The 20,932-nt window shown below is 66.4% G+C and carries 18 protein-coding genes and 1 tRNA gene; 8 read left to right on the top strand and 11 right to left on the bottom strand.

Going from position 1 to position 20,932, the window contains the following annotated elements; all coding sequences use genetic code 11:
- Positions 1 to 6 precede the first annotated feature (6 nt).
- Genes EHF44_RS07920 through EHF44_RS07910 form a run of 3 tightly spaced genes read right to left on the bottom strand, consistent with a single transcriptional unit; the run spans position 7 to position 3,323 of the window.
- Positions 7 to 2,082 (bottom strand): PAS domain-containing sensor histidine kinase, encoded by a 2,076-nt coding sequence (locus EHF44_RS07920; RefSeq protein ID WP_124683235.1) that lies wholly within the window; start codon positions 2,080 to 2,082, stop codon positions 7 to 9.
- A complete protein-coding gene (locus tag EHF44_RS07915) occupies positions 2,079 to 2,351 on the bottom strand; it encodes a PP0621 family protein (protein WP_124683234.1) in 273 nt (90 codons plus the stop codon). Before EHF44_RS07915 ends, EHF44_RS07920 begins: the two co-directional genes overlap by 4 nt.
- Positions 2,352 to 2,387: 36 nt before the next feature.
- Positions 2,388 to 3,323 carry a cytochrome C assembly family protein gene (locus tag EHF44_RS07910; RefSeq protein ID WP_124683233.1) on the bottom strand — a complete coding sequence of 312 codons (936 nt, stop codon included), beginning with the start codon at positions 3,321 to 3,323 and terminating at the stop codon, positions 2,388 to 2,390.
- Positions 3,324 to 3,441: 118 nt separating this feature from the next.
- Between EHF44_RS07910 and ffh the strand changes: the two genes are divergently transcribed.
- Both ffh and EHF44_RS07900 read left to right on the top strand, forming a co-directional pair.
- Positions 3,442 to 4,833 carry a signal recognition particle protein gene (gene ffh, locus EHF44_RS07905; RefSeq protein ID WP_124683232.1) on the top strand — a complete coding sequence of 464 codons (1,392 nt, stop codon included), beginning with the start codon at positions 3,442 to 3,444 and terminating at the stop codon, positions 4,831 to 4,833.
- 54 nt (positions 4,834 to 4,887) lie between these two features.
- Positions 4,888 to 5,430, top strand: coding sequence for a hypoxanthine-guanine phosphoribosyltransferase (locus tag EHF44_RS07900; RefSeq protein ID WP_124683231.1), 543 nt, complete (start codon positions 4,888 to 4,890; stop codon positions 5,428 to 5,430).
- Positions 5,431 to 5,483: 53 nt separating this feature from the next.
- Here EHF44_RS07900 and EHF44_RS07895 read toward each other — a convergent pair whose 3' ends face one another.
- The 4 genes from EHF44_RS07895 to EHF44_RS07880 all read right to left on the bottom strand — a co-directional run bounded on the left by EHF44_RS07895 (position 5,484) and on the right by EHF44_RS07880 (position 9,691).
- Positions 5,484 to 6,122 (bottom strand): LysE family translocator, encoded by a 639-nt coding sequence (locus EHF44_RS07895; RefSeq protein WP_124683230.1) that lies wholly within the window; start codon positions 6,120 to 6,122, stop codon positions 5,484 to 5,486.
- 157 nt (positions 6,123 to 6,279) lie between these two features.
- A complete protein-coding gene (locus EHF44_RS07890; protein WP_124683229.1) occupies positions 6,280 to 7,191 on the bottom strand; it encodes a 2OG-Fe(II) oxygenase in 912 nt (303 codons plus the stop codon).
- Entirely contained in the window at positions 7,188 to 7,946 is a 759-nt protein-coding gene (locus EHF44_RS07885) for a lytic transglycosylase domain-containing protein (RefSeq protein WP_124683228.1), read from the bottom strand. The genes EHF44_RS07890 and EHF44_RS07885 overlap by 4 nt, the downstream gene beginning before the upstream one ends.
- A gap of 23 nt (positions 7,947 to 7,969) precedes the next feature.
- Positions 7,970 to 9,691: a proline--tRNA ligase gene (locus EHF44_RS07880; RefSeq protein WP_124683227.1), complete on the bottom strand. Its 1,722-nt coding sequence runs from the start codon at positions 9,689 to 9,691 to the stop codon at positions 7,970 to 7,972.
- A 196-nt stretch (positions 9,692 to 9,887) separates the two neighbouring features.
- Between EHF44_RS07880 and EHF44_RS07875 the strand changes: the two genes are divergently transcribed.
- Complete coding sequence (locus tag EHF44_RS07875; RefSeq protein ID WP_253699996.1) at positions 9,888 to 10,568, top strand: RNA pyrophosphohydrolase; 681 nt, start codon at positions 9,888 to 9,890, stop codon at positions 10,566 to 10,568.
- Entirely contained in the window at positions 10,565 to 11,143 is a 579-nt protein-coding gene (locus tag EHF44_RS07870) for a CNP1-like family protein (RefSeq protein ID WP_124683226.1), read from the top strand. The genes EHF44_RS07875 and EHF44_RS07870 overlap by 4 nt, the downstream gene beginning before the upstream one ends.
- A gap of 74 nt (positions 11,144 to 11,217) precedes the next feature.
- Here the strand turns inward: EHF44_RS07870 and proB are convergent, their stop codons facing one another.
- The 4 genes from proB to rplU form a co-directional block, all read right to left on the bottom strand.
- The gene (gene proB / locus EHF44_RS07865; RefSeq protein WP_124683225.1) at positions 11,218 to 12,336 is read right to left on the bottom strand and encodes a glutamate 5-kinase; all 1,119 of its coding nucleotides are present in this window, start codon (positions 12,334 to 12,336) and stop codon (positions 11,218 to 11,220) included.
- A gap of 50 nt (positions 12,337 to 12,386) precedes the next feature.
- Positions 12,387 to 13,484 (bottom strand): GTPase ObgE, encoded by a 1,098-nt coding sequence (obgE, locus tag EHF44_RS07860; RefSeq protein WP_124683224.1) that lies wholly within the window; start codon positions 13,482 to 13,484, stop codon positions 12,387 to 12,389.
- Positions 13,485 to 13,606: 122 nt separating this feature from the next.
- Positions 13,607 to 13,867 carry a 50S ribosomal protein L27 gene (gene rpmA, locus EHF44_RS07855; RefSeq protein ID WP_124683223.1) on the bottom strand — a complete coding sequence of 87 codons (261 nt, stop codon included), beginning with the start codon at positions 13,865 to 13,867 and terminating at the stop codon, positions 13,607 to 13,609.
- A 51-nt stretch (positions 13,868 to 13,918) separates the two neighbouring features.
- Entirely contained in the window at positions 13,919 to 14,230 is a 312-nt protein-coding gene (gene rplU, locus EHF44_RS07850) for a 50S ribosomal protein L21 (protein WP_008647259.1), read from the bottom strand.
- Between the two features lie 1,583 nt (positions 14,231 to 15,813).
- Between rplU and ltrA the strand changes: the two genes are divergently transcribed.
- From ltrA to pilB, 4 genes are all read left to right on the top strand, one after another.
- The gene (gene ltrA, locus EHF44_RS07845; protein ID WP_124683222.1) at positions 15,814 to 17,514 is read left to right on the top strand and encodes a group II intron reverse transcriptase/maturase; all 1,701 of its coding nucleotides are present in this window, start codon (positions 15,814 to 15,816) and stop codon (positions 17,512 to 17,514) included.
- A 163-nt stretch (positions 17,515 to 17,677) separates the two neighbouring features.
- Complete coding sequence (gene ispB / locus EHF44_RS07840; protein ID WP_124685029.1) at positions 17,678 to 18,607, top strand: octaprenyl diphosphate synthase; 930 nt, start codon at positions 17,678 to 17,680, stop codon at positions 18,605 to 18,607.
- 117 nt (positions 18,608 to 18,724) lie between these two features.
- Positions 18,725 to 18,801: transfer RNA gene (locus EHF44_RS07835), tRNA-Pro, on the top strand.
- A 317-nt stretch (positions 18,802 to 19,118) separates the two neighbouring features.
- Complete coding sequence (gene pilB / locus EHF44_RS07830; RefSeq protein WP_124683221.1) at positions 19,119 to 20,840, top strand: type IV-A pilus assembly ATPase PilB; 1,722 nt, start codon at positions 19,119 to 19,121, stop codon at positions 20,838 to 20,840.
- The last annotated feature ends 92 nt before the right edge of the window (positions 20,841 to 20,932 follow it).

Below are 20,932 nucleotides of genomic sequence, written 5' to 3'. Positions count from 1 at the left end.
GTCCGGTTATTGTTGTGCGGTGCGCGGCGGCGTGCGGGCGGGGGCGGCAGTGGCGGTAGCGGGGTGGGAGGCGATGGCCGCGTCGACCACGTCTGGCGCCTGCAGGCGCATCGTCAGCACGAACGCCTTGGCCGGCAGTGTATCGCGCGCCCCGCCGGCCAGCGTGCCGGTGCGCTCCAGCAGCGAGTCCAGCACGATGGCGCCGTAGCGCACCTGCGCGTCATTGGCCCCGCACAGCTCGCGCGCCATGAACAGGCCCAGCCCCGTGCCCTGCGGATTGCTGGTGAAAAACGGCTCGAACAGGCTGCGCTGCTGGTCGCGCGCCACTTCGGCGCCGTCGTTCCAGACGATCAGCTCCGCATGGTGCTGGTCCAGCGCGTGGGCCAGCATGCGGATTGCGCCGGGCAGCCGGCTGCAGTAGCGCCAGGCGTTGTCCAGCAGGTTGCCCAGCACCTGCTGCAGCTGCGCCACGTCGAAGATCACCGGCCCCTGCAGGTCCACGGTCACGCGGATCGCATTGGCGTTGACCTCGGCGCGGGTGCCGGCGCGGGCGCGCATTTCCAGCCGCCAGCGGTCGACGATCTCGGGCAGCGCCTGCGCCAGGTCCACGGCGCTCTGGTCGGTCCTGGGCCGGCGCGACAGCTGCAGCACGTCGGACACCACCTGGTCCAGCCGCCGCACGTTGTCGCTGATGATCCGTAGCAGCCGCGCGTCGATGTTGCCCTCGCCGCCGCCCGAATCGGCCAGCAGTTCGTTGGCCTGGCTGATCGCGGCCAGCGGGTTGCGGATCTGGTGCGCCACGCTGGCCACCAGCCGGCCCATCGCGGCCAGTTTTTCCTGCTGCACCTGCTCGGCGATGCGTTCCCAGCTTTCGATATGCACCAGCACCGTGTCGCGCATCTCGCTGCGCAGCAGCGTCTCGTCCTCGGGGCTCCACGCCATGGCCTCGTTCTGGGCGATGGCCAGCCGCAGCCGCGCCGCGCCCTCGGGCGACATATCGTGCAGGCCGGCCGTGTCGCCGCCCAGCGTGGACACACCGCCCAGCGTGGCCCGCAGCCCGGCCAGCCCCGGCAGCACGAAGCGCAGCCGCAGCCGCGTGTGCAGCATCGGCGAGCGGCTGGCCGACGGGCGCGATGGCAGCGGCAGCAACTGCAGGATGCGCGGCACGTCGTCCTTGCGATGAATCCAGTCGCGCAGCATTTCCATCAGCGGCTGCAGCCGCGGGATGCGGCGCAGGTCGAACAGCACGTTCTCGCGCTCGCCGGCGCGCACCTGGCCCTGCTTGATCCGCTCGTGCGGCTGGACGCCCAGCAGCACGAACGCGGCCGGGTTGGCCGCCACCACGGCACCGTTGGCGCGCACCAGCATCACGCCGTCCTGCATGTCGTTGACCATCAGCCGGTTCACAAGCTGCTGCAGCCGCAGTTCCTGCTCGCGGGCCAGCGCCAGTTGCTCCTGGGCGATCTGGCGGTTGGCCAGCGTGTACATGACCAGCGCGGCAATCATGAAGACCAGCCCGAACAGCCCCGATCCCAGCAGGTTGGCGTCGGCCTGGCGGGCCAGCAGCGTCTGGGCAAACGGGTTGAACATCACCAGCATCGCCGACACGGCCGCCGTGAACAGCGCGAACAGCAGGCTGGTCAGCGCGCCGGCCTCCAGCGCGGGCAGCAGGAAGATCATCGCCAGCCCTTCGCCGTGGCTGCCGGCGCCGCCGAGCACCAGATAGATGGCGGCGAGCAGCAGCAGATCGACGATGACCTGGGCGCGCACGCGCAGGTGGAAGTGGCGCCGCCACAGCGTGCCGAGCAGCGTGGCCAGCGCGATGCAGAGATACGGCACCACCACGGGGATGGCCGCCGCGGTGCGGGCGCTGGTGGCGATGCCGACCATCGACACGGCGCTGCTGCCGCGCTCCAGCGGCAGCCAGGCATAACCCAGCAGCAGCAGCGCCACGGCGGCGCGGGTCCAGCAGAAGTAGCGCAGCAGGCGCCAGTGGAAGTCGGGCGGCTCGGGCTGGCGCCAGAGCGCCGCAAGCAGGTGCCAGCCGCTCAGCCTGGCCCAGGCCGACGGCCGCCGCGTCATGCGCCGCCCTCGCCGGCGGAATCGGGCAGATGGCTGCGGCGGCAGTAGTGCAGGCCGTGCCAGGCAATGGCGTCGCTGCCCGGCAGGTGCACGCCGCATTGCGCGCACTGGACCATCGGCTCGGACGACCCGTCCGCGCCGTCCGCCCGGGCGGCCTCGCGCCGCGCCTGCGCCTGGGCCTGCTCGTCACCCCGCTGCGCGCTGGCGCGCGCGCGCAGCCACCACAGGATGCCCAGCACGACAGCCAGCAGGAGGAAGATTCTTGCCATGGATTGGAACGGTACGAGAGAAGACGGCGCGCCCGGTCAGGTGATCCGGTGCAGCACCACCTCGATGACGAAGCGGCTGCCGACATAGGCCAGCAGCAGGATGGCGAACGACGCGATGACCCAGCGCAGCGCCGTGCGCCCGCGCCAGCCCCGGAAGCGCCGGCCGACCAGGATGCCGCCGAACATCACCCAGGAGATGACGGCGAACACGGTCTTGTGGTCCACCCGGAACGCGCGGGCGAACAGTTGCTCCGAGAACAGGAAGCCCGACGCGATGGTCAGCGTCAGCAGCACAAAGCCGGCCGCGATCAGCCGGAACAGCAGCTTTTCCAGCGTCAGCAGCGGCGGCAGCAGGTCCAGCCAGCGGCCCAGCCACTGCCCGGACGCCGGCTCGCCCGCGGCCGGCCGGTTGAAGCCGTGCAGCCGGCGCTCGGCCAGCAGCATCAGGAAGGCGTGGAACGCGGCCAGCGTGAACAGCCCGTAGGCCACGTTGGCAATCACGAAGTGGAGCTTGAACAGCGGCCGCGCGGCATAGCCCAGGATCTGCGCGCCCGGAAACGCCAGCGGCATCAGGCTGGCCAGCATCGCCACCGGGAACACGATCAGCCCCAGGCCGGCCAGCGAGAAGAAGAAGCTTTCGATCCAGTAGATGCCCACGCCCAGCCACAGCATGGCCGACAGCGCGAAGGCAAAGCCGAACATCATGTGGTCAGACGGGAAGATGGTCTCGTGCAGCAGCACGCCGTGGCTGACCAGCGCGGCCAGCACCGCCGCGTGCCACCAGGCCGGCTGTCCGGCGGCCGCGTCGCCCGGCACCGGCGCGGGCACCAGCACGGCCATTGCCGCGGCGCGCCCCTGCGGCCCGACCGCTGCCCCGCCGGCGGCCGCCAGTTGCGGGTTGCGCGTCGCCCAGCCGTGGAAGGCCAGGCCGCAGTAGAGAATTGCCGTCAAGGCATACAGTACAATGGCCATTTGCGCAGTTTACCTTAGTGCCATCACGGGTGGTTCTGGCGATGGATTCCCGCCACAACGCCCCCGACATGCCGGCTGCGCCCCCGCATTCCAAGCCGAATCCTCTCCCTTTTCTGCCATGCTGGATAACCTCACACAACGCCTGGCGCGGGTCGTCAAGACCATGCGCGGCGAGGCCCGACTGACCGAGGCCAACACCGCCGAGATGCTGCGCGAAGTGCGCCTTGCCATGCTCGAAGCCGACGTGGCGCTGCCCGTGGTGCGCGAATTTGTCGCACGCGTCAAGGAAAAGGCGCTTGGCGAGGAAGTCGTCACGAGCCTGACGCCGGGCCAGGCGCTGGTGGGCGTGGTGCAGCGCGAGCTGACCGCCATCATCGGCGGCGACGACGCCGTGGCCGACGCCAAGGTCAACGAGCTGAACCTGAACGTCCAGCCGCCCGCCGTGATCCTGATGGCCGGCCTGCAGGGCGCGGGCAAGACCACCACGTCGGGCAAGCTGGCCAAGTGGCTCAAGGAAAACCGCAAGAAGAAGGTGCTGACCGTGTCGTGCGACGTGTACCGTCCCGCGGCCATCGCGCAGCTCAAGACCGTGTCCGAGCAGGTGGGCGCGGACTTCTTCCCGTCGCAGCCTGACCAGAAGCCCGTGGACATCGCCCGGGCCGCGCTGGACTGGGCGCGCAAGCATTACCACGACGTGCTGATCGTCGACACGGCCGGCCGGCTGGGTATCGACGAGGCGATGATGCAGGAGATTGCCGCGCTGCACGCCGAGATCAAGCCCGCCGAGACGCTGTTCGTGGTCGACGCCATGCTGGGCCAGGACGCCGTCAACACCGCCAAGGCGTTCAACGACGCCCTGCCGCTGACCGGCGTGGTGCTGACCAAGCTCGATGGCGACGCGCGCGGCGGCGCCGCGTTGTCCGTGCGCCACATCACGGGCCGCCCGATCAAGTTCGTGGGCGTGGGCGAGAAGCTGGACGGCCTGGAGCCGTTCTATCCCGACCGCATGGCCCAGCGTATCCTGGGCATGGGCGACATCCTCGCGCTGGTGGAGGAAGCCCAGCGCGGCGTGGACATGGAAGCGGCCGAGAAGCTGGCCAAGAAGATCAAGAAGACCGGCGGCTTCGACCTGGAAGACTTCAAGGCCCAGATCGGCCAAATGAAGAAGATGGGCGGCCTGGGCAGCTTGGTCGACAAGCTGCCGGCCCAGTTCGCGCAGCAGGCGCAGGGCGCCAACATGGACCAGGCCGAAAAGCAGGTGCGCCGCATGGAGGGCATCATCAACAGCATGACCCCCGCCGAGCGCGCCAAGCCGGAGCTGATCAAGGCCAGCCGCAAGCGCCGCATCGCGGCCGGCGCCGGCGTGCCGGTGCAGGAGGTGAACCGCCTGCTGAACCAGTTCGACCAGATGCAGGGCATGATGAAGAAGCTGAAGGGCGGCGGCATGATGAAGATGATGCGCCAGATGGGCGGCATGAAGGGCGGCATGAAGGGCCTCTTCAACCGCTGATCCGCCGGCTCCCGCCCCTTTCCGCAAAAAGACACGTAACAGGACACACCGATCATGATGACCGCCGAACAGGCCCGCGAACTCTGGGCCAGCTCCGAGGAAATCGTCAGCGCCCAGGAGGTGCAGGACTCGCTGGACCGCATGGCCAGCGACATCACGGCGAGCATGGGCGACGCCTTTCCGCTGGTGCTTTCCGTGATGGGTGGCGCCGTGGTGTTCACGGGCATGCTGCTGCCCAAGCTGCAGTTCCCGCTGGAATTCGACTACATCCACCTCTCGCGCTACAACAACAAGACCGTGGGCGGCGAGATGCAATGGCGTGTGGCCCCGCGCGAATCGGTCAAGGACCGCGTGGTGCTGGTGCTGGACGACATCCTGGACGAAGGCGAGACCATGGCGGCCATCCGCGAGCGCATCATGGACATGGGCGCCAAGGAATTCCACGCCGCCGTGCTGTGCGAAAAGACGCTGACCAAGGCCAAGCCGATGCACCCGGACTTCTGCGGCTTCCAGGTGCCGGACCGCTACGTCTTTGGCTGCGGCATGGACGTCAAGGGCTACTGGCGCAATCTCGGCGCCATCCGCGCGCTGGTCTGACGCGCGGCGCCGGCGCCCGGCTCCGGGCGCCCGCCACCACTGCCCTGCCCGGCTCAGCCGCCGTGCGGGGCCGCGCCCAGGATCGGCCAGAGCGATGCCAGCAGCAGCAGCGCCATCGTCACGTTGAACGCGCGCAGCACGCGCGGATTGGCCAGCCAGCGGCGCAGGCCGGCGCCGAACACCGCCCAGGTGGTGATGCTCGGCAGGTTCACCATCCCGCACAACACGGCCATCAGCGCCGCGTTGACCCAGATGTTCGGATGCAGCACATAGGCGCTGCACGCCCCCACCGCCATCACCCACGCCTTCGGATTGACCCACTGGAACGCGGCCGCGCGCAGGAACGTCATCGGCCGGCTCACCTCGCGGTCCTGCAGGCCGCCGGCCGTGGCCAGCTTCCACGCCAGCCAGACCAGGTAGGCCGTGGCGGCCACGCGCAGCACGTTCCACGTCCACGGCAGGGCCGTGAAGACCGACCCCAGGCCGAGGCCGACCACCGTGATCATCACCACCATCCCGATCGAGATGCCGAGCAGGTGCGGCACGGTACGGCGCAGGCCGAAATTGACACCCGACGCCAGCAGCATCGTATTGTTCGGGCCGGGCGTGATCGACGACACCAGCAGGAAGGCGCTGTACGCCAGCAGCACGCTGGTGCTGGCGGCAAGTTGGGGCGTGGCGGACAGGGCCATGGCGAACTCCGAAGACTGGAACAGGCACTCAGTCTAGGGACACGTCACGATACAGTACCGGTACAGTTGAGAGGAAAAGCGCCGATACGGGTCCGCCGTCCGGAGGGAGACACCGGGTGACGGGGCCGGCGCGCGGGCCGGCTATCCAAGGGTTCGATCAGACCTGGCTGCGGTAGGGATGCTCGCGCAGCCACTTGGTGGCGATCCACTTCTCGCCCGATTCCACGGGCAGGCCGGCGTGCAGCGTGCGCTCGTCCAGCGTGCCATCGGCCTGCTTGTAGCGGAAGAACACCGCGTTGCCCTTGACCGGTGCCACTTCGAGGCCCAGCTTTGGGAACGCCGTGGCGCCGCCCGAGGGCGGGCTGTTCAGGTAGATCACCAGCGTTGCCACGCGCTGGCCGCCCACGCGGAGCTGGCGCGCCTCGCCGGCGCGGTTCGGATTGAAGAAGTCGAAATGCGGCTGGTATTCGCCGCCGGGCTTGTAGTTCAGGATCTGCAGCCCTTCGCCGTGGTCGACCGGCAAACCCGTGATGGCCGCGATGCGCGCCTCGATGCGCTGGATCAGCGCGTGCTCGCCCACCTGGAACATCGCGCCCATGCTCGTGCGGGCGTCGATCAGGTTCTCGTCGCCGGTATCGGGATTGACCACCGGCGAGCGGTGCAGGCGGTCGCGCGCTAGCGAGATCAGCGCGTCGCACTCGGTGCCGTCCAGCAGGTTCTGCAGCAGCAGGATGCGCGGCGCTTCCAGCGCGAACAGGATCGGCACGTCGCGGCCGTCGTGGTGGAACGCGTTGCGGCCGGTGGGCGTCTGGGTCTCGGCCGGGGCGGCCGCCGGCGGCTGGGGCACGCCGCGCGGGCCGGTCGGCGCGGGCGCCGGGGCCTGCCGCGCCGGGGCGCGATGGCCCAGGGCCGCGTTGACGGTATCGCGGGCAAACGTGGCGTCGTAGCCCGAGCGCAGCATCGACAGCACCAGCGCCTCGGCATCGAAACCCTGTTCGATATGCCGCGCCAGCCATTGCTCCAGCTCGGGGGACGTCGCGCGATAGCCCGCGCGGGATTCTCGGGTCATGACGGATTGGTCAGCCGCTGCGGCGAAAACGGGTTGCGCGCCGGAGACTCCGGCGGCAGCGTGCGGCGCGCCGGCGCGGTGGCGGCCGGCACGGCGCCGTCCGGATCGCCCGCAATCGTCACCGTGGCCTCGGAATACTGCCAGCGCTTCCAGGCGCCCAGCACCGCGTTCGGGTACTCGGCCCGGCCCCGGCTGCCGTTGTAGCGGCCCAGCGCCAGGTACAGGTCGCCGTTCTCGCGATCGAGGTAGTGGCGCAGGATCGTGCAGCCGTACCGCAGGTTGCTCTGCAGGTGGAACAGCTTGCGCGTGTCGCCGTCGCCGATGGTTCGCACCCAGAACGGCATCACCTGCATCAGCCCGCGCGCATCGGCCGAGCTGATCGCGTACTTGCGGAAGCCGCTTTCCACCTGTACCAGGCCCAGCACCAGCGACGGTTCCAGCCCGGCGCGCTTGGCTTCGTAATAGACGGTTTCGATCAGTTCCACGCGCGTCTGCGGGTCAGGCAGCCGCGCTTCCAGCCGGCGCGACATCTCGCCCAGCCATTTCAGGTAGCCGAGCCGCTCGGCGCCCGACGCAAACACCGGCCGGACCGGCCGGTTGTCGGCGATGGCCGCGGCCAGCGCGCCGCGCACGGAATCGGCCAGCGCCTCTTCCTTCTGCGCACCGGCATGCGCCGCCGTGGCCAGCACGGCACACAGCAGGCCGGCGGCCAGGGCAGCCAGGGGGCGGCGGATGGGGAGAAGCTGGGCGGGCATGGCGCGTCGGCTCGGGGTGGCGGTCAGCTTGCCAGCAGGCCGCGCACGTGCGCCACCACGTCGGCCACGGCCACCGGGGTGGCCTGGGCGTCGCGGCGGCCCTGGTACTCGACCTTGCCTTCCTTCAGGCCGCGGTCGCCCACCACCACGCGGTGCGGCACGCCGATCAGTTCCCAGTCGGCAAACATCACGCCCGGGCGCTCGCCACGGTCGTCCAGGATCACGTCCACGCCAGCGGCCAGCAGTTCGGCATGGATGCGGTCGGCCTCGGCCTTCACGGCCTCGTTGCGGTCGTAGCCGACCGGGCAGACCACCACGGCGAACGGCGCAATCGCCGCCGGCCAGATGATGCCGCGCTCGTCATAGTTCTGCTCGATGGCGGCGCCCAGGATGCGCGTGACGCCGATGCCATAGCAGCCCATCTGCATCGGCTGGGTCTTGCCGTTTTCGTCCAGGAACACGGCGTTCATCGACTCCGAATAGCGGGTGCCGAGCATGAACACGTGGCCCACCTCGATGCCGCGGCAGATTTCCAGCGTGCCCTTGCCGTCCGGCGAGGCATCGCCGGCCACGACATTGCGCAGGTCGGCCACCACCGGCTCGGGCAGGTCGCGGCCCCAGTTCACGCCGGTGTAGTGGTAGTCGCGCTCGTTGGCGCCGCAGCAAAAATCGGCCATGTTGGCGACAGTACGGTCCGCCACCACCTTGACCGGCTTCTTCGTGCCGATGGGGCCCAGGTAGCCCGGGGGCGAGCCGAACGTGTCGACGATCTCGGTCTCGGTGGCGAATCGGAATTCGGCCAGGCCGGGCACCTTCGACGCCTTGACCTCGTTCAGCTCGTGGTCGCCGCGGATCAGCAGCAGCCAGATCTGCACGCCGGCGTCGCCGTCGGTGGCCAGCACGATCGACTTGACCGTCCGGGCCAGCGGCATGCCGAGGAATTCGGCCACGTGCTCGCACTTGGCCTTGCCGGGCGTCGACGTCTTCGTCAGGTCCTCGGCCGGCGCGGGCCGCGCGGCGGCCAGCGGCAGGGCCTCGGCGGCTTCCATGTTCGCGGCGTAGTCGGACGTCGGGCAGTAGACGATGGCGTCCTCGCCGGTCTCCGCGATCACGTGAAATTCGTGCGAGCCGGACCCGCCGATGGCGCCGTTGTCGGCCGCCACGGCGCGGAACTGCAGGCCGAACCGCTGGAAGATGCGCACGTAGGCGTCGTACATGCTCTGGTACGACACCTTCAGGCCGTCCACGTCACGGTCGAACGAGTAGGCGTCCTTCATCGTGAACTCGCGGCCGCGCATGATGCCGAAGCGGGGCCGGCGCTCGTCGCGGAATTTGGTCTGGATCTGGTAGAAATTGACCGGCAGCTGCTTGTAGCTGCGGATTTCGGACCGGGCGATGTCCGTGACCACTTCCTCGGACGTCGGCTGGACGGCAAAGTCGCGCTCGTGGCGGTCTTTCAGGCGCAGCAGTTCCGGGCCCATCTTGTCCCAGCGGCCGGTTTCCTGCCACAGCTCGGCCGGCTGGACCACCGGCATCAGCAGTTCCACGGCGCCGGCGCGGTTCATTTCCTCGCGAACGATGTTCTCCACCTTGCGGATCACGCGCAGGCCCACCGGCATGTAGCTGTAGATGCCGGCGCCCAGCTTGCGGATCATGCCGGCCCGCATCATCAGTTTGTGCGACACGATTTCCGCGTCGGCGGGGGCTTCCTTGAGGGTGGAAATGAAGAAATGCGAGGCTTTCATCCGTTGGTTTCTCGTGATGCGGGTCGTGGCGGGCCGTCGGCGGCCGCGCCGCCGGCCGGCGGCAAAGGGCTTCCGGTTCCGGGGAGACGCGCCTGAAACTGCCCATCTGCTCGGGAAAACCAGCATTCCCGGGGTCAGGCCGTTGCGCGCGCATCCCTTATAATCGACGTAATTCTAAAGGATTCGAGGTGCAGTCATGCTCGATCGTGAAGGCTTTCGCCCGAACGTCGGCATCATCCTCATCAACGCACGTAACGAGGTTTTCTGGGGCAAGCGAATCGGCGAACACTCCTGGCAGTTTCCGCAAGGTGGCATCAAGTACGGCGAGACGCCGGAACAGGCCATGTATCGGGAGTTGCAAGAAGAAGTCGGCCTGCTTCCGGAGCATGTCAGGATTGTCGGTCGCACGCGCGACTGGCTGCGTTATGAGGTGCCGGACAAGTTCATCCGCCGCGAGATCCGCGGCCATTACAAGGGCCAGAAGCAGATCTGGTTCCTGCTGCGCATGGTTTGCCGCGACTGCGACATCCACCTGCGCGCATCGGACCATCCCGAATTCGACGCCTGGCGCTGGAGCGAATACTGGGTGCCGCTCGACGCCGTCATCGAGTTCAAGCGCGAGGTCTACCAGTTGGCGCTGACCGAGCTGTCGCGCTTCCTGAACCGCGCCCGCGTGCCACTGAGCCCCTACGGGCACCACCACGTCGGGCACGCCCGGCACGGCGACGGCGCGCGGCCGGCCAGGCAGGCGGCGGGCATGCCGGCCATCGAGGCCACCGCCTCGGCCGGGCCCGTGGCCAGCGGCGGCGCGGCCAGTGCGCAGGAATCTTCTCTTACGCCGGATTCGCCGGCGACCACCAACCGGAGTCATGGATGACTAGTTTCAGCGGCCGGAGCCTGTGCTCCGGCCTGTTGCTGGCAGCGGCGTGCCTGGCGCTTGCCGGCTGCAAGACCACGGCCAAGGGCTTGCCCGAGGAAGAGGAAAAGGCGGCCGACAGCGGCTTCCTGAACCCGTTCGAGGACCGGCCGTTCAAGGAGGCCGAGGCGGCCCTGCCCGCCCTGCCGCGCGACGAGGACCTGATTCCGTTCTCGGTCAACGATTCGTCGGACTTCCGCTTTGCCGTGGATCCGAAGTCGATCTCGGTCGGCGTCGACCGCGTGGTGCGCTACACGGTGGTCATCACCAGCGCCGGCGGCGGCCGCAACGTCAGCTACGAGGGCCTGCGCTGCGACGCCTTCGAGCGTCGCATCTACGCCACGCTGCCCAAGGGCGCCACGGCCTGGGTGCCGAACCTGGGCGAGTCGCGCGACATGTGGATCCGGATGCAGAACCGCGCCCGCAACGCCTACGCGGCGACGCTGGCGACCGATTACTTCTGCGAAGGCCGCACCGTGGCGGGCAAGCCGGAACAGATCATCCGAGACCTGAAGGCGTACGCGCCGAGCCGCTGAACCGATCCTGGCGCCCCAACGCAAAACGGCGAGCCCCCTGCGGGACTCGCCGTTTTTTCTTGCGCGGGCCGGTATCAGACCAGTACGAGGTTGTCGCGGTGAATCAGCTCGGGCTCGTTCAGGTGGCCCAGCACCGATTCGATTTCCGACGACGGCTTGCGGGCGATGAGCCGCGCCTCCGCGCTCGAATAGTTGGTGATGCCGCGCGCGACCTCGCGCCCGGCGGTATCGACGCAGGCCACCACCTCGCCGCGCGCGAATTCGCCCTGCACCTCGGTCACGCCAATCGGCAGCAGCGACTTGCCGCCGCCCGTCAGCTTTTCCACCGCGCCGGCATCGATCACCACGCGGCCGCGCAGTTGCAGGTGGTCGGCCATCCATTGCTTGCGGGCCGTGAGCCGCCCGGTGGGCGCCAGCAACTGGGTGCCGATGGCCTCGCCGGCGGCCAGCCGGCCCAGCACGTCGGCCTCGCGGCCCGACGCGATCGTCGTGTGCGCGCCGGACTTGGCCGCCCGCTTGGCCGCCAGGATCTTGGTCAGCATGCCACCGCGGCCGATGGACGTGCCCGCGCCGCCCGCCATCGCCTCCAGCTCGGGCGTACCGGCCAGCGCCTCGTGCACGAACTCGGCGTTCGGGTCCTTGCGCGGATCGGCCGTGTACAGGCCGCGCTGGTCGGTCAGGATCACCAGCGCGTCGCCTTCGATCAGGTTCGTGACCAGGGCGCCCAGCGTGTCGTTGTCGCCGAACTTGATTTCGTCGGTGACCACGGTGTCGTTCTCGTTAATGATCGGCACCACGCCCAGCGACAGCAGCGTCAGCAGCGTGGACCGCGCATTGAGGTAGCGCTCGCGGTCGGCCAGGTCGGCGTGGGTCAGCAGCACCTGCGCGGTGCGGATGCCGTAGCGGCCGAACTGGCTCTCGTAGACCTGCGCCAGGCCCATCTGGCCCACCGCCGCCGCGGCCTGGAGTTCGTGGATTTCCTTCGGCCGGCGCGCCCAGCCCAGCCGCTGCATGCCCTCGGCGATGGCGCCCGAGCTGACCAGCACCACCTCCTTGCCCGTGCCGCGCAGCTTGGCGATCTGGGCCGCCCAGCGCGCGATGGCGTCGTGGTCCAGCCCTTTGCCGTCGTTGGTGACCAGGCTGGAGCCCACTTTGACGACGATACGTTTAGCCTGCGCGATGACCGATTGCATGGCGGGGTTCCTGTCTCCGAGCCGTGGTTGTTGTAGGGGAGCCGGGCAGCTTACGCCTGTTCGCCGCCCCGGTCGACGTTGTGCAGGCGGTCGTCGAGCCGGATGTCCGGTTCGGCCAGCGCGGCGGCTTCCTCGGCCTTGATCGCGGCCAGGTGGTCCTTGATCGCGTAGATCAGTTCGCGGCAGCCTTCGCCGGTCAGGGCCGAGATATGGAACACCGGCCCCTTCCACTTGAAGCGCTTGATGAAGTCCTTCACGCGGGCCGCGCGCTCCTCGTCGGGCACCATGTCCACCTTGTTCAGCACCAGCCAGCGCGGCTTGTCGAACAGGGTTTCGTCGTACTTCTTCAGCTCGCCGACGATGGCCTTGGCCTCCGCCACCGGGTCGACGTTTTCGTCGAACGGCGCGATGTCGACGATATGGAGCAGCAGGCCGGTGCGCTGCAGGTGGCGCAGGAACTGGTGACCCAGGCCGGCGCCTTCGGCGGCACCCTCGATCAGGCCGGGGATGTCCGCCACCACGAACGACTGCTCGTGGTCCACGCGCACCACGCCAAGGTTCGGGTGCAGCGTCGTGAACGGGTAGTCCGCCACCTTGGGGCGGGCATTCGACACCTGCGTGATGAACGTCGACTTGCCGGCGTTCGGCATGCCGAGCAGGCCCACGTCGGCCAGCACCTTGAGCTCCAGCTTGAGCATGCGGCGCTCGCCGGGCTTGCCGTCGACCTGCTGGCGCGGCGCGCGGTTGGTGCTCGACTTGAAGTGCAGGTTGCCCCAGCCGCCCATGCCGCCCTCGGCCAGGCACACGCGCTGGCCATGCTCGGTCAGGTCGGCGATGACCTCGCCGGTGTCCATGTCGGTAATCAGCGTGCCCACGGGCATGCGCAGCGTCACGTCCTCGCCGGCGGCGCCGTAGCAGTCCGAGCCACGGCCGTTCTCGCCGTTGCGCGCCACGTGCTTCTTGGCGTAGCGGTAGTCGATCAGCGTATTGATATTGCGGTCGGCCTGCGCGAACACGCTGCCGCCACGGCCGCCGTCACCGCCGTCGGGGCCACCGAAGGGCACAAATTTCTCGCGCCGGAACGAAGCGCTCCCGTTGCCGCCATTGCCGGCGATCGCTTCGATACGGGCTTCGTCAATGAACTTCATGTTGGATATCCGAGGTGGGTGCGGCGGCGGACGCCGGCCAGCGAGGCTGGCGCCATTCTATCGCGCCACAAAAGAAAAAGCCCCGCATGTGCTGCGGGGCCTTTCGTGCTGCAAAGGCTGTATCAGGCCGCCGGAACGACGCTGACTTGCTGCTTCTTGGCAGGGCCCTTGACGGCGAACTGCACGTGGCCGTCCACCAGCGCGAACAGGGTGTGATCCTTGCCCACGCCGACGTTGTCACCAGCGTGCACGCGGGTGCCGCGTTGACGGACGATGATGCCGCCGGCGTTGATGGCCTGGCCACCGTACACCTTCACGCCCAGACGCTTCGATTCCGAATCACGGCCGTTCCGCGTGGAACCGCCGCCTTTTTTCTGTGCCATGTCTTAACTCCAGTTGACCTAGTGCGATGAAACGGGTGTCCGAGCCGGAGCTCAGGCCACGATGGCTTCGATACGCAGTTCGGTGTAATTCTGACGATGGCCCTGACGCTTCTGGTAGTGCTTGCGACGGCGCATCTTGAAGATCTTCACCTTGTCGTGACGACCCTGGGCGATAACGGTAGCCTTGACGGAAGCCCCGCTCACCAGCGGCGTACCAAACTTGATTTGGTCGCCAGCGCCCACTGCGAGCACCTGGTCCAGCGTGATTTCTGCGCCAATGTCAGCCGGTATCTGTTCTACTTTCAGTTTTTCGCCAGCAGCAACCTTGTATTGCTTGCCGCCGGTTTTTACGACCGCGTACATTGTCGAACCTCTCGATGTTGATTGAAACGATGAATGCTGCCCCGGGGAGCCCCGGAGCCGGCGCCGTTTCGTGCGCCGCAGACGGTTTGCGCGTGAAACGCAACCGAAGGAACCGGCGATTATAGACCGGTTTACGGAAAAGCGCAAAGAAAACAACGAGATAGCCCGCCGGGCGATGGCTGCGGCGGGCGGCGCACTTCGTGGAGCACGCGAGGCGTCAGGTCAGGTCGGCCAGCAGGAACCCGGCCAGGGCAGCAAACGCCACCCACCAGGCGGTGCGGCGGACATGCCGTCGTGAGGCTTGGGGCTTGTCCATGGCGGCATTATAGGTGCGGCACGGCGCGGCGCGCCCTCCTGACATTCCCTTCCACCGCGATGCAGGCTTCGGCCATGGTACATGCGCATCGCATATAATCCACCGGTTTTGGTGCGACACGCACACTCGTGTCCGGGTAGCTCCAACGTAAGGAGCATCGACCTTTCGTTGAGACAAGGGGAAAGCCTCGGCCTGAACCGTCCAATCTCAACCATTTCTTGCTTTGACAAGCCCAGCCGCAAGGCTGGAGCGAGTCCATGTGTTGCGGCAAGGCCAGCGTATCGGCTAAATCGCAGCTTGCTATTTGCTGGATGGATTTCCAGCCATTGCCCAAAGGCGGGGACGCTTGCCTTTGGGCAGGTGTCTTTGCAGTACGCGCTCTCCCCGGAGGGTGCGGGTGGACATGCAGCGGCAGTTTCGCTGCGTGTTCGCTACATAGCATTTAAGCCGACCCAATAGGGTCGGCGCTACGTTCTTTGGGACACAGGCCATGCGCTCGTAAGAGCCCGTCTGTTGTCAAGCGCCTGCCAGCACGGAGGCACCGAAGTAATGAAGTGAGGTTTCCCGGAGCGTATAGCTCTGCGCGTTATGGTTCGGTCGAATACACCCGCGAGGGTGCCTCGATAGAGAACCTGCTATGCGACTAGCAGTAGCCTAGGGAGACATGCGTCACTGGTAACGGTGGGGTGTGAAGCTCTTCTGACAACGCTGCCCCCGTAAGGGTGCGTCCATGCCGTGAGGCGGGGATGTAAAGGCTCCAAGCAGCAAAGGGGTCGAGGTGCGGGCTGGCTGGTATGGGTAACGCAGTGAACTGCTGATAAACGTCGTAAGGATTGCGGTGCCAAAGCTGCTGATAGGCACTAACCAAAAGGTACGTGGTCGGATGCCCCGCTCAAAACTCGGGACACGTCGCTAGTATGACCACCGGCGGAGAGGCAGGCCCTAACCCAGTCGTGTAATGCGCAGGGAACGTGGTAAGCCCGTATGGCTGCCGGAGTGCAGTTTGACTCAGGCAGGCGAACCGTAAGGAACGCTGTTGGCTGTGCGGGTATGGGAGGTTGGAGAAAGCGAACGCCAGGCTGTAATGGTCCGGATAGGGATTGAAACATCATCCCACGCGAAAGCGAGCAGACTTCCAACTGGTCTTTCGTCGCAAGGCGGCTGACTGAACTCGCTTGTTTAATTTTCTTCCCTTGGGGGGTGACATGCCCCCAAGGGGGCATGTTGTCTCTGCTGTTTGGGGAAGTCCTCAAGATAGGAGAGCAGCATGGAAGCATTGATCCGAGAGGATGAATCTGCGCCCTCCGGCATCCCGCAACGATGGGGCGACATCAATTGGCGCCGCGTTGATCGGAATGTTCGGGCAATGCAGATTCGAATTGCGAAGGCAACACAGGAAGGGGATTGGCGCCGGGTGAAAGCCCTGCAACGATCCCTGACCCGCTCGTTTTCCGCCAAAGCATCGGCGGTAAGGCGAGTGGCGATGAACCAAGGTGCGCGGACGGCAGGAGTCGACCGCGAAAAGTGGAAATCGCCTGAAGCCCGATGGGAAGCCATTGGGCGGTTGAAGCGCCGGGGGTATCGGCCCATGCCATTACGGCGGGTCTTTATCCCCAAAGCCAACGGGAAGGAACGCCCTCTGGGTATTCCGACCATGTTGGACAGAGCCATGCAGGCGTTGTATCTGCTGGCGCTGGAACCAGTGTCCGAAGGGACGAGCGATCCGAACTCCTATGGGTTCCGGATCAATCGATCCACGGCGGATGCCATGTCCCAGCTATTCGTCAACTTATCCAGAAAGGCTTCGGCCCAATGGATCCTAGAAGCGGATATCAAAGGGTGTTTCGACCATATCAGCCACGACTGGCTGGAACGCAATGTCCCTATGGACAAAGCAATCCTGCGGAAGTGGTTGAAAGCTGGCGTGGTATTTCAAGGCCAGTTTCAGGCGACCGACGCTGGAACACCACAGGGGGGCATCATTTCCCCGACCTTGGCTAACGTGGCACTGAATGGGTTGGAACAACAACTGGTCGAGTCCCTACGGGCAAAGCTGGGAGTAACCAATACTAAGAAGTTGAAAGTGAATGTCGTACGGTATGCGGATGACTTCGTGATCACCGGCTACACGCCGGAAGTCCTAGAAAACGAAGTGAAGCCGTGGGTGGAACAGTTCCTAGCAACAAGGGGGCTTTCGCTGTCCACGGAGAAAACGCGAATCGTCAACATCGCTGAAGGCTTTGACTTCCTTGGGTGGAATTTCCGGAAGTACTCGGGAACCCTGCTCATCAAACCGAGCAAGAAGAACGCACAAACGTTTTATTGCAAGGTGAAGGAGGTCATCAGTGCTCACAGCGGGCGAAAGCAGGCGGACCTAGTCCAAACGCTGAACCCGATGCTTAGGGGCTGGGCGCAGTATCACAGCCCAGTGGTTGCGAAGGCGACGTTCACCAGAATGGAGCACCTGATTTTTAGGGCTCTGTGGCGGTGGGCAAAACGGCGACATCGAAGAAAGAAAGTTGACTGGGTGCGAAAGAAATATTTCGCATCAATCGATGATCGGAATTGGGTGTTCGGTTCCACGGAAGTGAACAAGGCTGGCGAACGCTACTGGAAAGGACTGTATTCGATCCCGAGTACGCCAATCCGGAGGCACAAGAAGGTGCGGGGGGACTACAACCCTTTCGACCCAGCGCAGGAAATGTATGGCGAAACGCTGCGACAGGAACGCATGGCAGAAAGCATGGCGTACCGGAAGCAGTGGGCAAAGCTGTTCATGTCCCAGCGAGGCTTGTGCGCGGTGTGTCACAGCGCGATAAGCAAAGAGACCGGGTGGCATGACCATCACATCGAACCCAGAGTAGTAGGTGGGTCCGACGCTCTAAGCAATCGTGTACTGGTACATCCCGACTGCCATGTCCAGGTTCATCACTACGGAAGAGTCGCAGTGAAGCCGGTGTTTGAATAACTCATACATTTTGTAGAGGCTTGAGCCGTATGCGGGGAAACTCGCACGTACGGTTCTTAGGGGGGAGGGGTCTAGCAATGGGCTCCTCCTACCCTCCCGAAACGGTGATCTCATCTTGTCCCAGTCTTCCGCCACTGCCTTGCTTGCCCCGGTCGCTGCCGACATGCGCGCCGTTGACGCCGTCATCCGCCGGCGCCTGTCGTCGGAAGTCCCGCTGGTCGAGCAGATCGGCGAATACATCATCAGCGCGGGCGGCAAGCGCCTGCGCCCGGTGATCCTGCTGCTGTCGGCCCGCGCGTTCGGCTACGAGGGCCACCGCCACCACGAGCTGGCCGCCGTGGTCGAATTCATCCACACCGCCACGCTGCTGCACGACGACGTGGTCGACGAATCGGAACTGCGCCGCGGCCGCCAGACGGCCAACGCCGTGTTCGGCAACGCCGCCAGCGTGCTGGTGGGCGACTTCCTGTACTCGCGCGCCTTCCAGATGATGGTGGACGCCGGCAGCATGCGCATCATGGAGATTCTCTCCAACGCCACGAACGTGATTGCCGAGGGCGAGGTGCTGCAGCTGCTGAACATGCACGACCCGGACGTCACCGTCGAGCGCTACCTGCAGGTCATCCGCTACAAGACCGCCAAGCTGTTCGAGGCATCGGCCCAGCTGGGCGCCGTGCTGGCCGGCGCGGACGCCGCGATGGAGGAAGCCGCCGCCGAGTACGGCCGGCGCATCGGCACCGCGTTCCAGCTCATCGACGACATGCTCGACTACACGGCCAGCGCCGAGCAGATGGGCAAGAACGCCGGCGACGACCTGCGCGAAGGCAAGCCCACCCTGCCGCTGCTGCACCTGCTGGAGCACGGCACGGCCGAGCAGCGCGAACTGGCGCGCGACGCCATCGTGCAGGGCGGCACCGAGCACTTCGATGCCGTGTTCTCGGCCATCCACGCCAGCGGCGCGCTGGAGGTGACGTTCGCCGCCGCCCGCCACGAGGCCGAGGCCGCCGAGCGCGCCGCGATGCAATTCCCCGATTCGCCGCTCAAGAGCACGCTGATCGAACTGTGCGCGTTCTCGCTCCAGCGCCAGAGCTGACGGCGATCGGTCGATTTTCTTGAGAAAGGCGCTTGCCAACCTCAGGAAACGCCGCTAGAATTTTGTTCTTTGCTGCTGACAACGCACCGTCGGCACGGCAAAGGAAGCAACAGAAATCGGGGTGTAGCTTAGCCTGGTAGAGCGCTACGTTCGGGACGTAGAGGCCGGAGGTTCGAATCCTCTCACCCCGACCAGATTTCGATGCACGGCACCGCCGGACATCGCCAGTATCAGCAAAAAGCCGCACAGTCATGTGCGGCTTTTTTGCTTTCCGGCCGCCGTCGCGCGCGCCCGTTCCCACGCCATTCCCCTCCCCCCGCGCAAGTAGGGTTGCAGCCGTGTCGCGCAAACGCCAACGCGCGCGCGGGCTGGCTTTACAAAAAGTGACCCCGGCGGCAAACTGCCCCGATCCGGGAGCTCCGGCCTGTGCCGTCCCGCCGCAGTCAACCGCGCCGCCCGCCGTTTTCCCACCAGCCTTCGGCAGCCTGCGCCCCTTGCACCGTATTTCGCCATGACACTAGGTCTTGCGCTTGCCCAGAGCCGGCGGATCGCGCCCGCGCTGCTCGCCCAGCTGGAGCAGTCGGCACGGGAGAAGAAAACGCAGCTGATCGACGAGATCATCGGCAGCGGCACGATGTCCGCGCACGACGTGGCGATCTTCGCGGCAGACAAGTACCAGTTGCCGCTGCTGGACCTGTCCCAGTACAACCTCAACCGCGTGCCACCGGCTCTGGCCGGCAACCGGGAATTCCACGCCCACCGGCTGCTGCCGCTGGGCCGGCGCGAGAACCGGGTGATCGTGGCGATGTCGGACCCGGCCAACCAGGCCGGCGTCGAGGCCATCCGCCAGAAGCTGAACCTGCCCGTGGAAACGGTCGTGGTGGAGCACGACAAGCTGATGAAGCACGTGCGGGCGGCCGGCGAGGCGCTGGGCACCATGAAAAACATCTCGCCGGTCACGCCCACCGCGCAGAAGATGATCGAATACGATCCGTCGGCCGCGGCTGCCGCCCGCAAGGGGCCGGGCAACGAGATCGACGACGCGCCGGTCGTGCGGTTCCTGCAGAAGCTGCTGACCGAGGCGTTCAACCGCGGCGCCTCAGACCTGCATTTCGAACCGTTCGAGTTCTTCTACCGCATCCGCTTCCGCGTGGACGGCGTGCTACAGGAAGTGGCGCGCCCCCCGCTGGACATCCGCGACAAGATCGCCACGCGCATCAAGGTGCTGTCGCGGCTGGACATCTCGGAAAAGCGCGTGCCGCAGGACGGCCGGATGAAGCTGCTGATTGCCGTGCCGAAGGACAAGGACGGCAAGGAGACGACCGACAAGGCCATCGACTTCCGCGTCTCGACGCTGCCGACGCTGTTCGGCGAGAAGATCGTGATGCGGATCCTGGATTCGTCGACCGACAAGCTCGACATCGACCAGCTTGGCTACGAGCCCAGGCAGAAGGAACTGCTGATGGAAGTGATCAAGCGCCCCTACGGGATGGTGCTGGTCACGGGCCCCACGGGCAGCGGCAAGACCGTGTCGCTCTACACGTTCCTGAACATGCTGAACCAGGGCGACATCAATATCTCCACGGCCGAGGACCCGGCCGAAATCCAGTTGCCCGGCATCAACCAGGTGAACGTCAACGACAAGGCCGGGCTGACGTTTGCCGCCGCGCTGAAGTCGTTCCTGCGGCAGGATCCGGACATCATCATGGTTGGCGAAATCCGGGACCTGGAAACCGCCGACATCTCGATCAAGGCCGCGCAGACCGGCCACCTGGTGCTGTCCACGCTGCACACCAACGACGCCCCGACCACGCTGACCCGCCTGATGAACATGGGCGTGGCGCCGTTCAACATCGCGTCGTCGGTGCTGATGATTACCGCCCAGCGGCTGGCGCGCCGGCTCTGCTCGTGCAAGCGCGAGGGCGACCTGGCGCCGCAGGTGCTGCTGGACGCGGGCTTTACCGAGGCCGACATCGACGGCTCCTGGAAGCCCTACCACCCGGTGGGCTGCGAGCGCTGCAACGGCAGCGGCTACAAGGGGCGCTGCGGCATCTACCAGGTCATGCCGATTTCCGAGGCGATGCAGCAGATCATCCTGGCGCACGGCACGGCGCTGCAGATCGCCGAGCAGGCGCGCAAGGAGGGCGTGCTATCGTTGCGCGACGCCGGGCTGCAGAAGGTCAAGCAGGGCATCACGTCGCTGGAGGAAGTGCTGGCGACCACGAACAACTGACGGGTTGGAACGGGACAGCCGGGCGCGCGGCCGGGCAGTCCTTGCGTTGGGCAGGCCGCGCACATGGCGCACGCACCCGGTGCGGCGCCGCA

Origin of the sequence: Cupriavidus pauculus (assembly GCF_003854935.1) — a bacterium.
In the GTDB taxonomy this organism is placed as follows: Bacteria; Pseudomonadota; Gammaproteobacteria; order Burkholderiales; family Burkholderiaceae; genus Cupriavidus; species Cupriavidus pauculus_C.
The sequence above is the reverse complement of the archived record's forward strand: the minus strand, read 5'-3'. Positions and strand labels throughout refer to the sequence as shown.

Bases quoted from the DNA above. Each gene is read 5' to 3' on its own strand.
- EHF44_RS07920 (WP_124683235.1), bottom strand. From the start codon at position 2,082: ATGACGCGGCGGCCGTCGGCCTGGGCCAGGCTGAGCGGCTGGCACCTG.
- EHF44_RS07915 (WP_124683234.1), bottom strand. From the start codon at position 2,351: ATGGCAAGAATCTTCCTCCTGCTGGCTGTCGTGCTGGGCATCCTGTGG.
- EHF44_RS07910 (WP_124683233.1), bottom strand. From the start codon at position 3,323: ATGGCCATTGTACTGTATGCCTTGACGGCAATTCTCTACTGCGGCCTG.
- ffh (WP_124683232.1), top strand. From the start codon at position 3,442: ATGCTGGATAACCTCACACAACGCCTGGCGCGGGTCGTCAAGACCATG.
- EHF44_RS07900 (WP_124683231.1), top strand. From the start codon at position 4,888: ATGATGACCGCCGAACAGGCCCGCGAACTCTGGGCCAGCTCCGAGGAA.
- EHF44_RS07895 (WP_124683230.1), bottom strand. From the start codon at position 6,122: ATGGCCCTGTCCGCCACGCCCCAACTTGCCGCCAGCACCAGCGTGCTG.
- EHF44_RS07890 (WP_124683229.1), bottom strand. From the start codon at position 7,191: ATGACCCGAGAATCCCGCGCGGGCTATCGCGCGACGTCCCCCGAGCTG.
- EHF44_RS07885 (WP_124683228.1), bottom strand. From the start codon at position 7,946: ATGCCCGCCCAGCTTCTCCCCATCCGCCGCCCCCTGGCTGCCCTGGCC.
- EHF44_RS07880 (WP_124683227.1), bottom strand. From the start codon at position 9,691: ATGAAAGCCTCGCATTTCTTCATTTCCACCCTCAAGGAAGCCCCCGCC.
- EHF44_RS07875 (WP_253699996.1), top strand. From the start codon at position 9,888: ATGCTCGATCGTGAAGGCTTTCGCCCGAACGTCGGCATCATCCTCATC.
- EHF44_RS07870 (WP_124683226.1), top strand. From the start codon at position 10,565: ATGACTAGTTTCAGCGGCCGGAGCCTGTGCTCCGGCCTGTTGCTGGCA.
- proB (WP_124683225.1), bottom strand. From the start codon at position 12,336: ATGCAATCGGTCATCGCGCAGGCTAAACGTATCGTCGTCAAAGTGGGC.
- obgE (WP_124683224.1), bottom strand. From the start codon at position 13,484: ATGAAGTTCATTGACGAAGCCCGTATCGAAGCGATCGCCGGCAATGGC.
- rpmA (WP_124683223.1), bottom strand. From the start codon at position 13,867: ATGGCACAGAAAAAAGGCGGCGGTTCCACGCGGAACGGCCGTGATTCG.
- rplU (WP_008647259.1), bottom strand. From the start codon at position 14,230: ATGTACGCGGTCGTAAAAACCGGCGGCAAGCAATACAAGGTTGCTGCT.
- ltrA (WP_124683222.1), top strand. From the start codon at position 15,814: ATGGAAGCATTGATCCGAGAGGATGAATCTGCGCCCTCCGGCATCCCG.
- ispB (WP_124685029.1), top strand. From the start codon at position 17,678: ATGCGCGCCGTTGACGCCGTCATCCGCCGGCGCCTGTCGTCGGAAGTC.
- pilB (WP_124683221.1), top strand. From the start codon at position 19,119: ATGACACTAGGTCTTGCGCTTGCCCAGAGCCGGCGGATCGCGCCCGCG.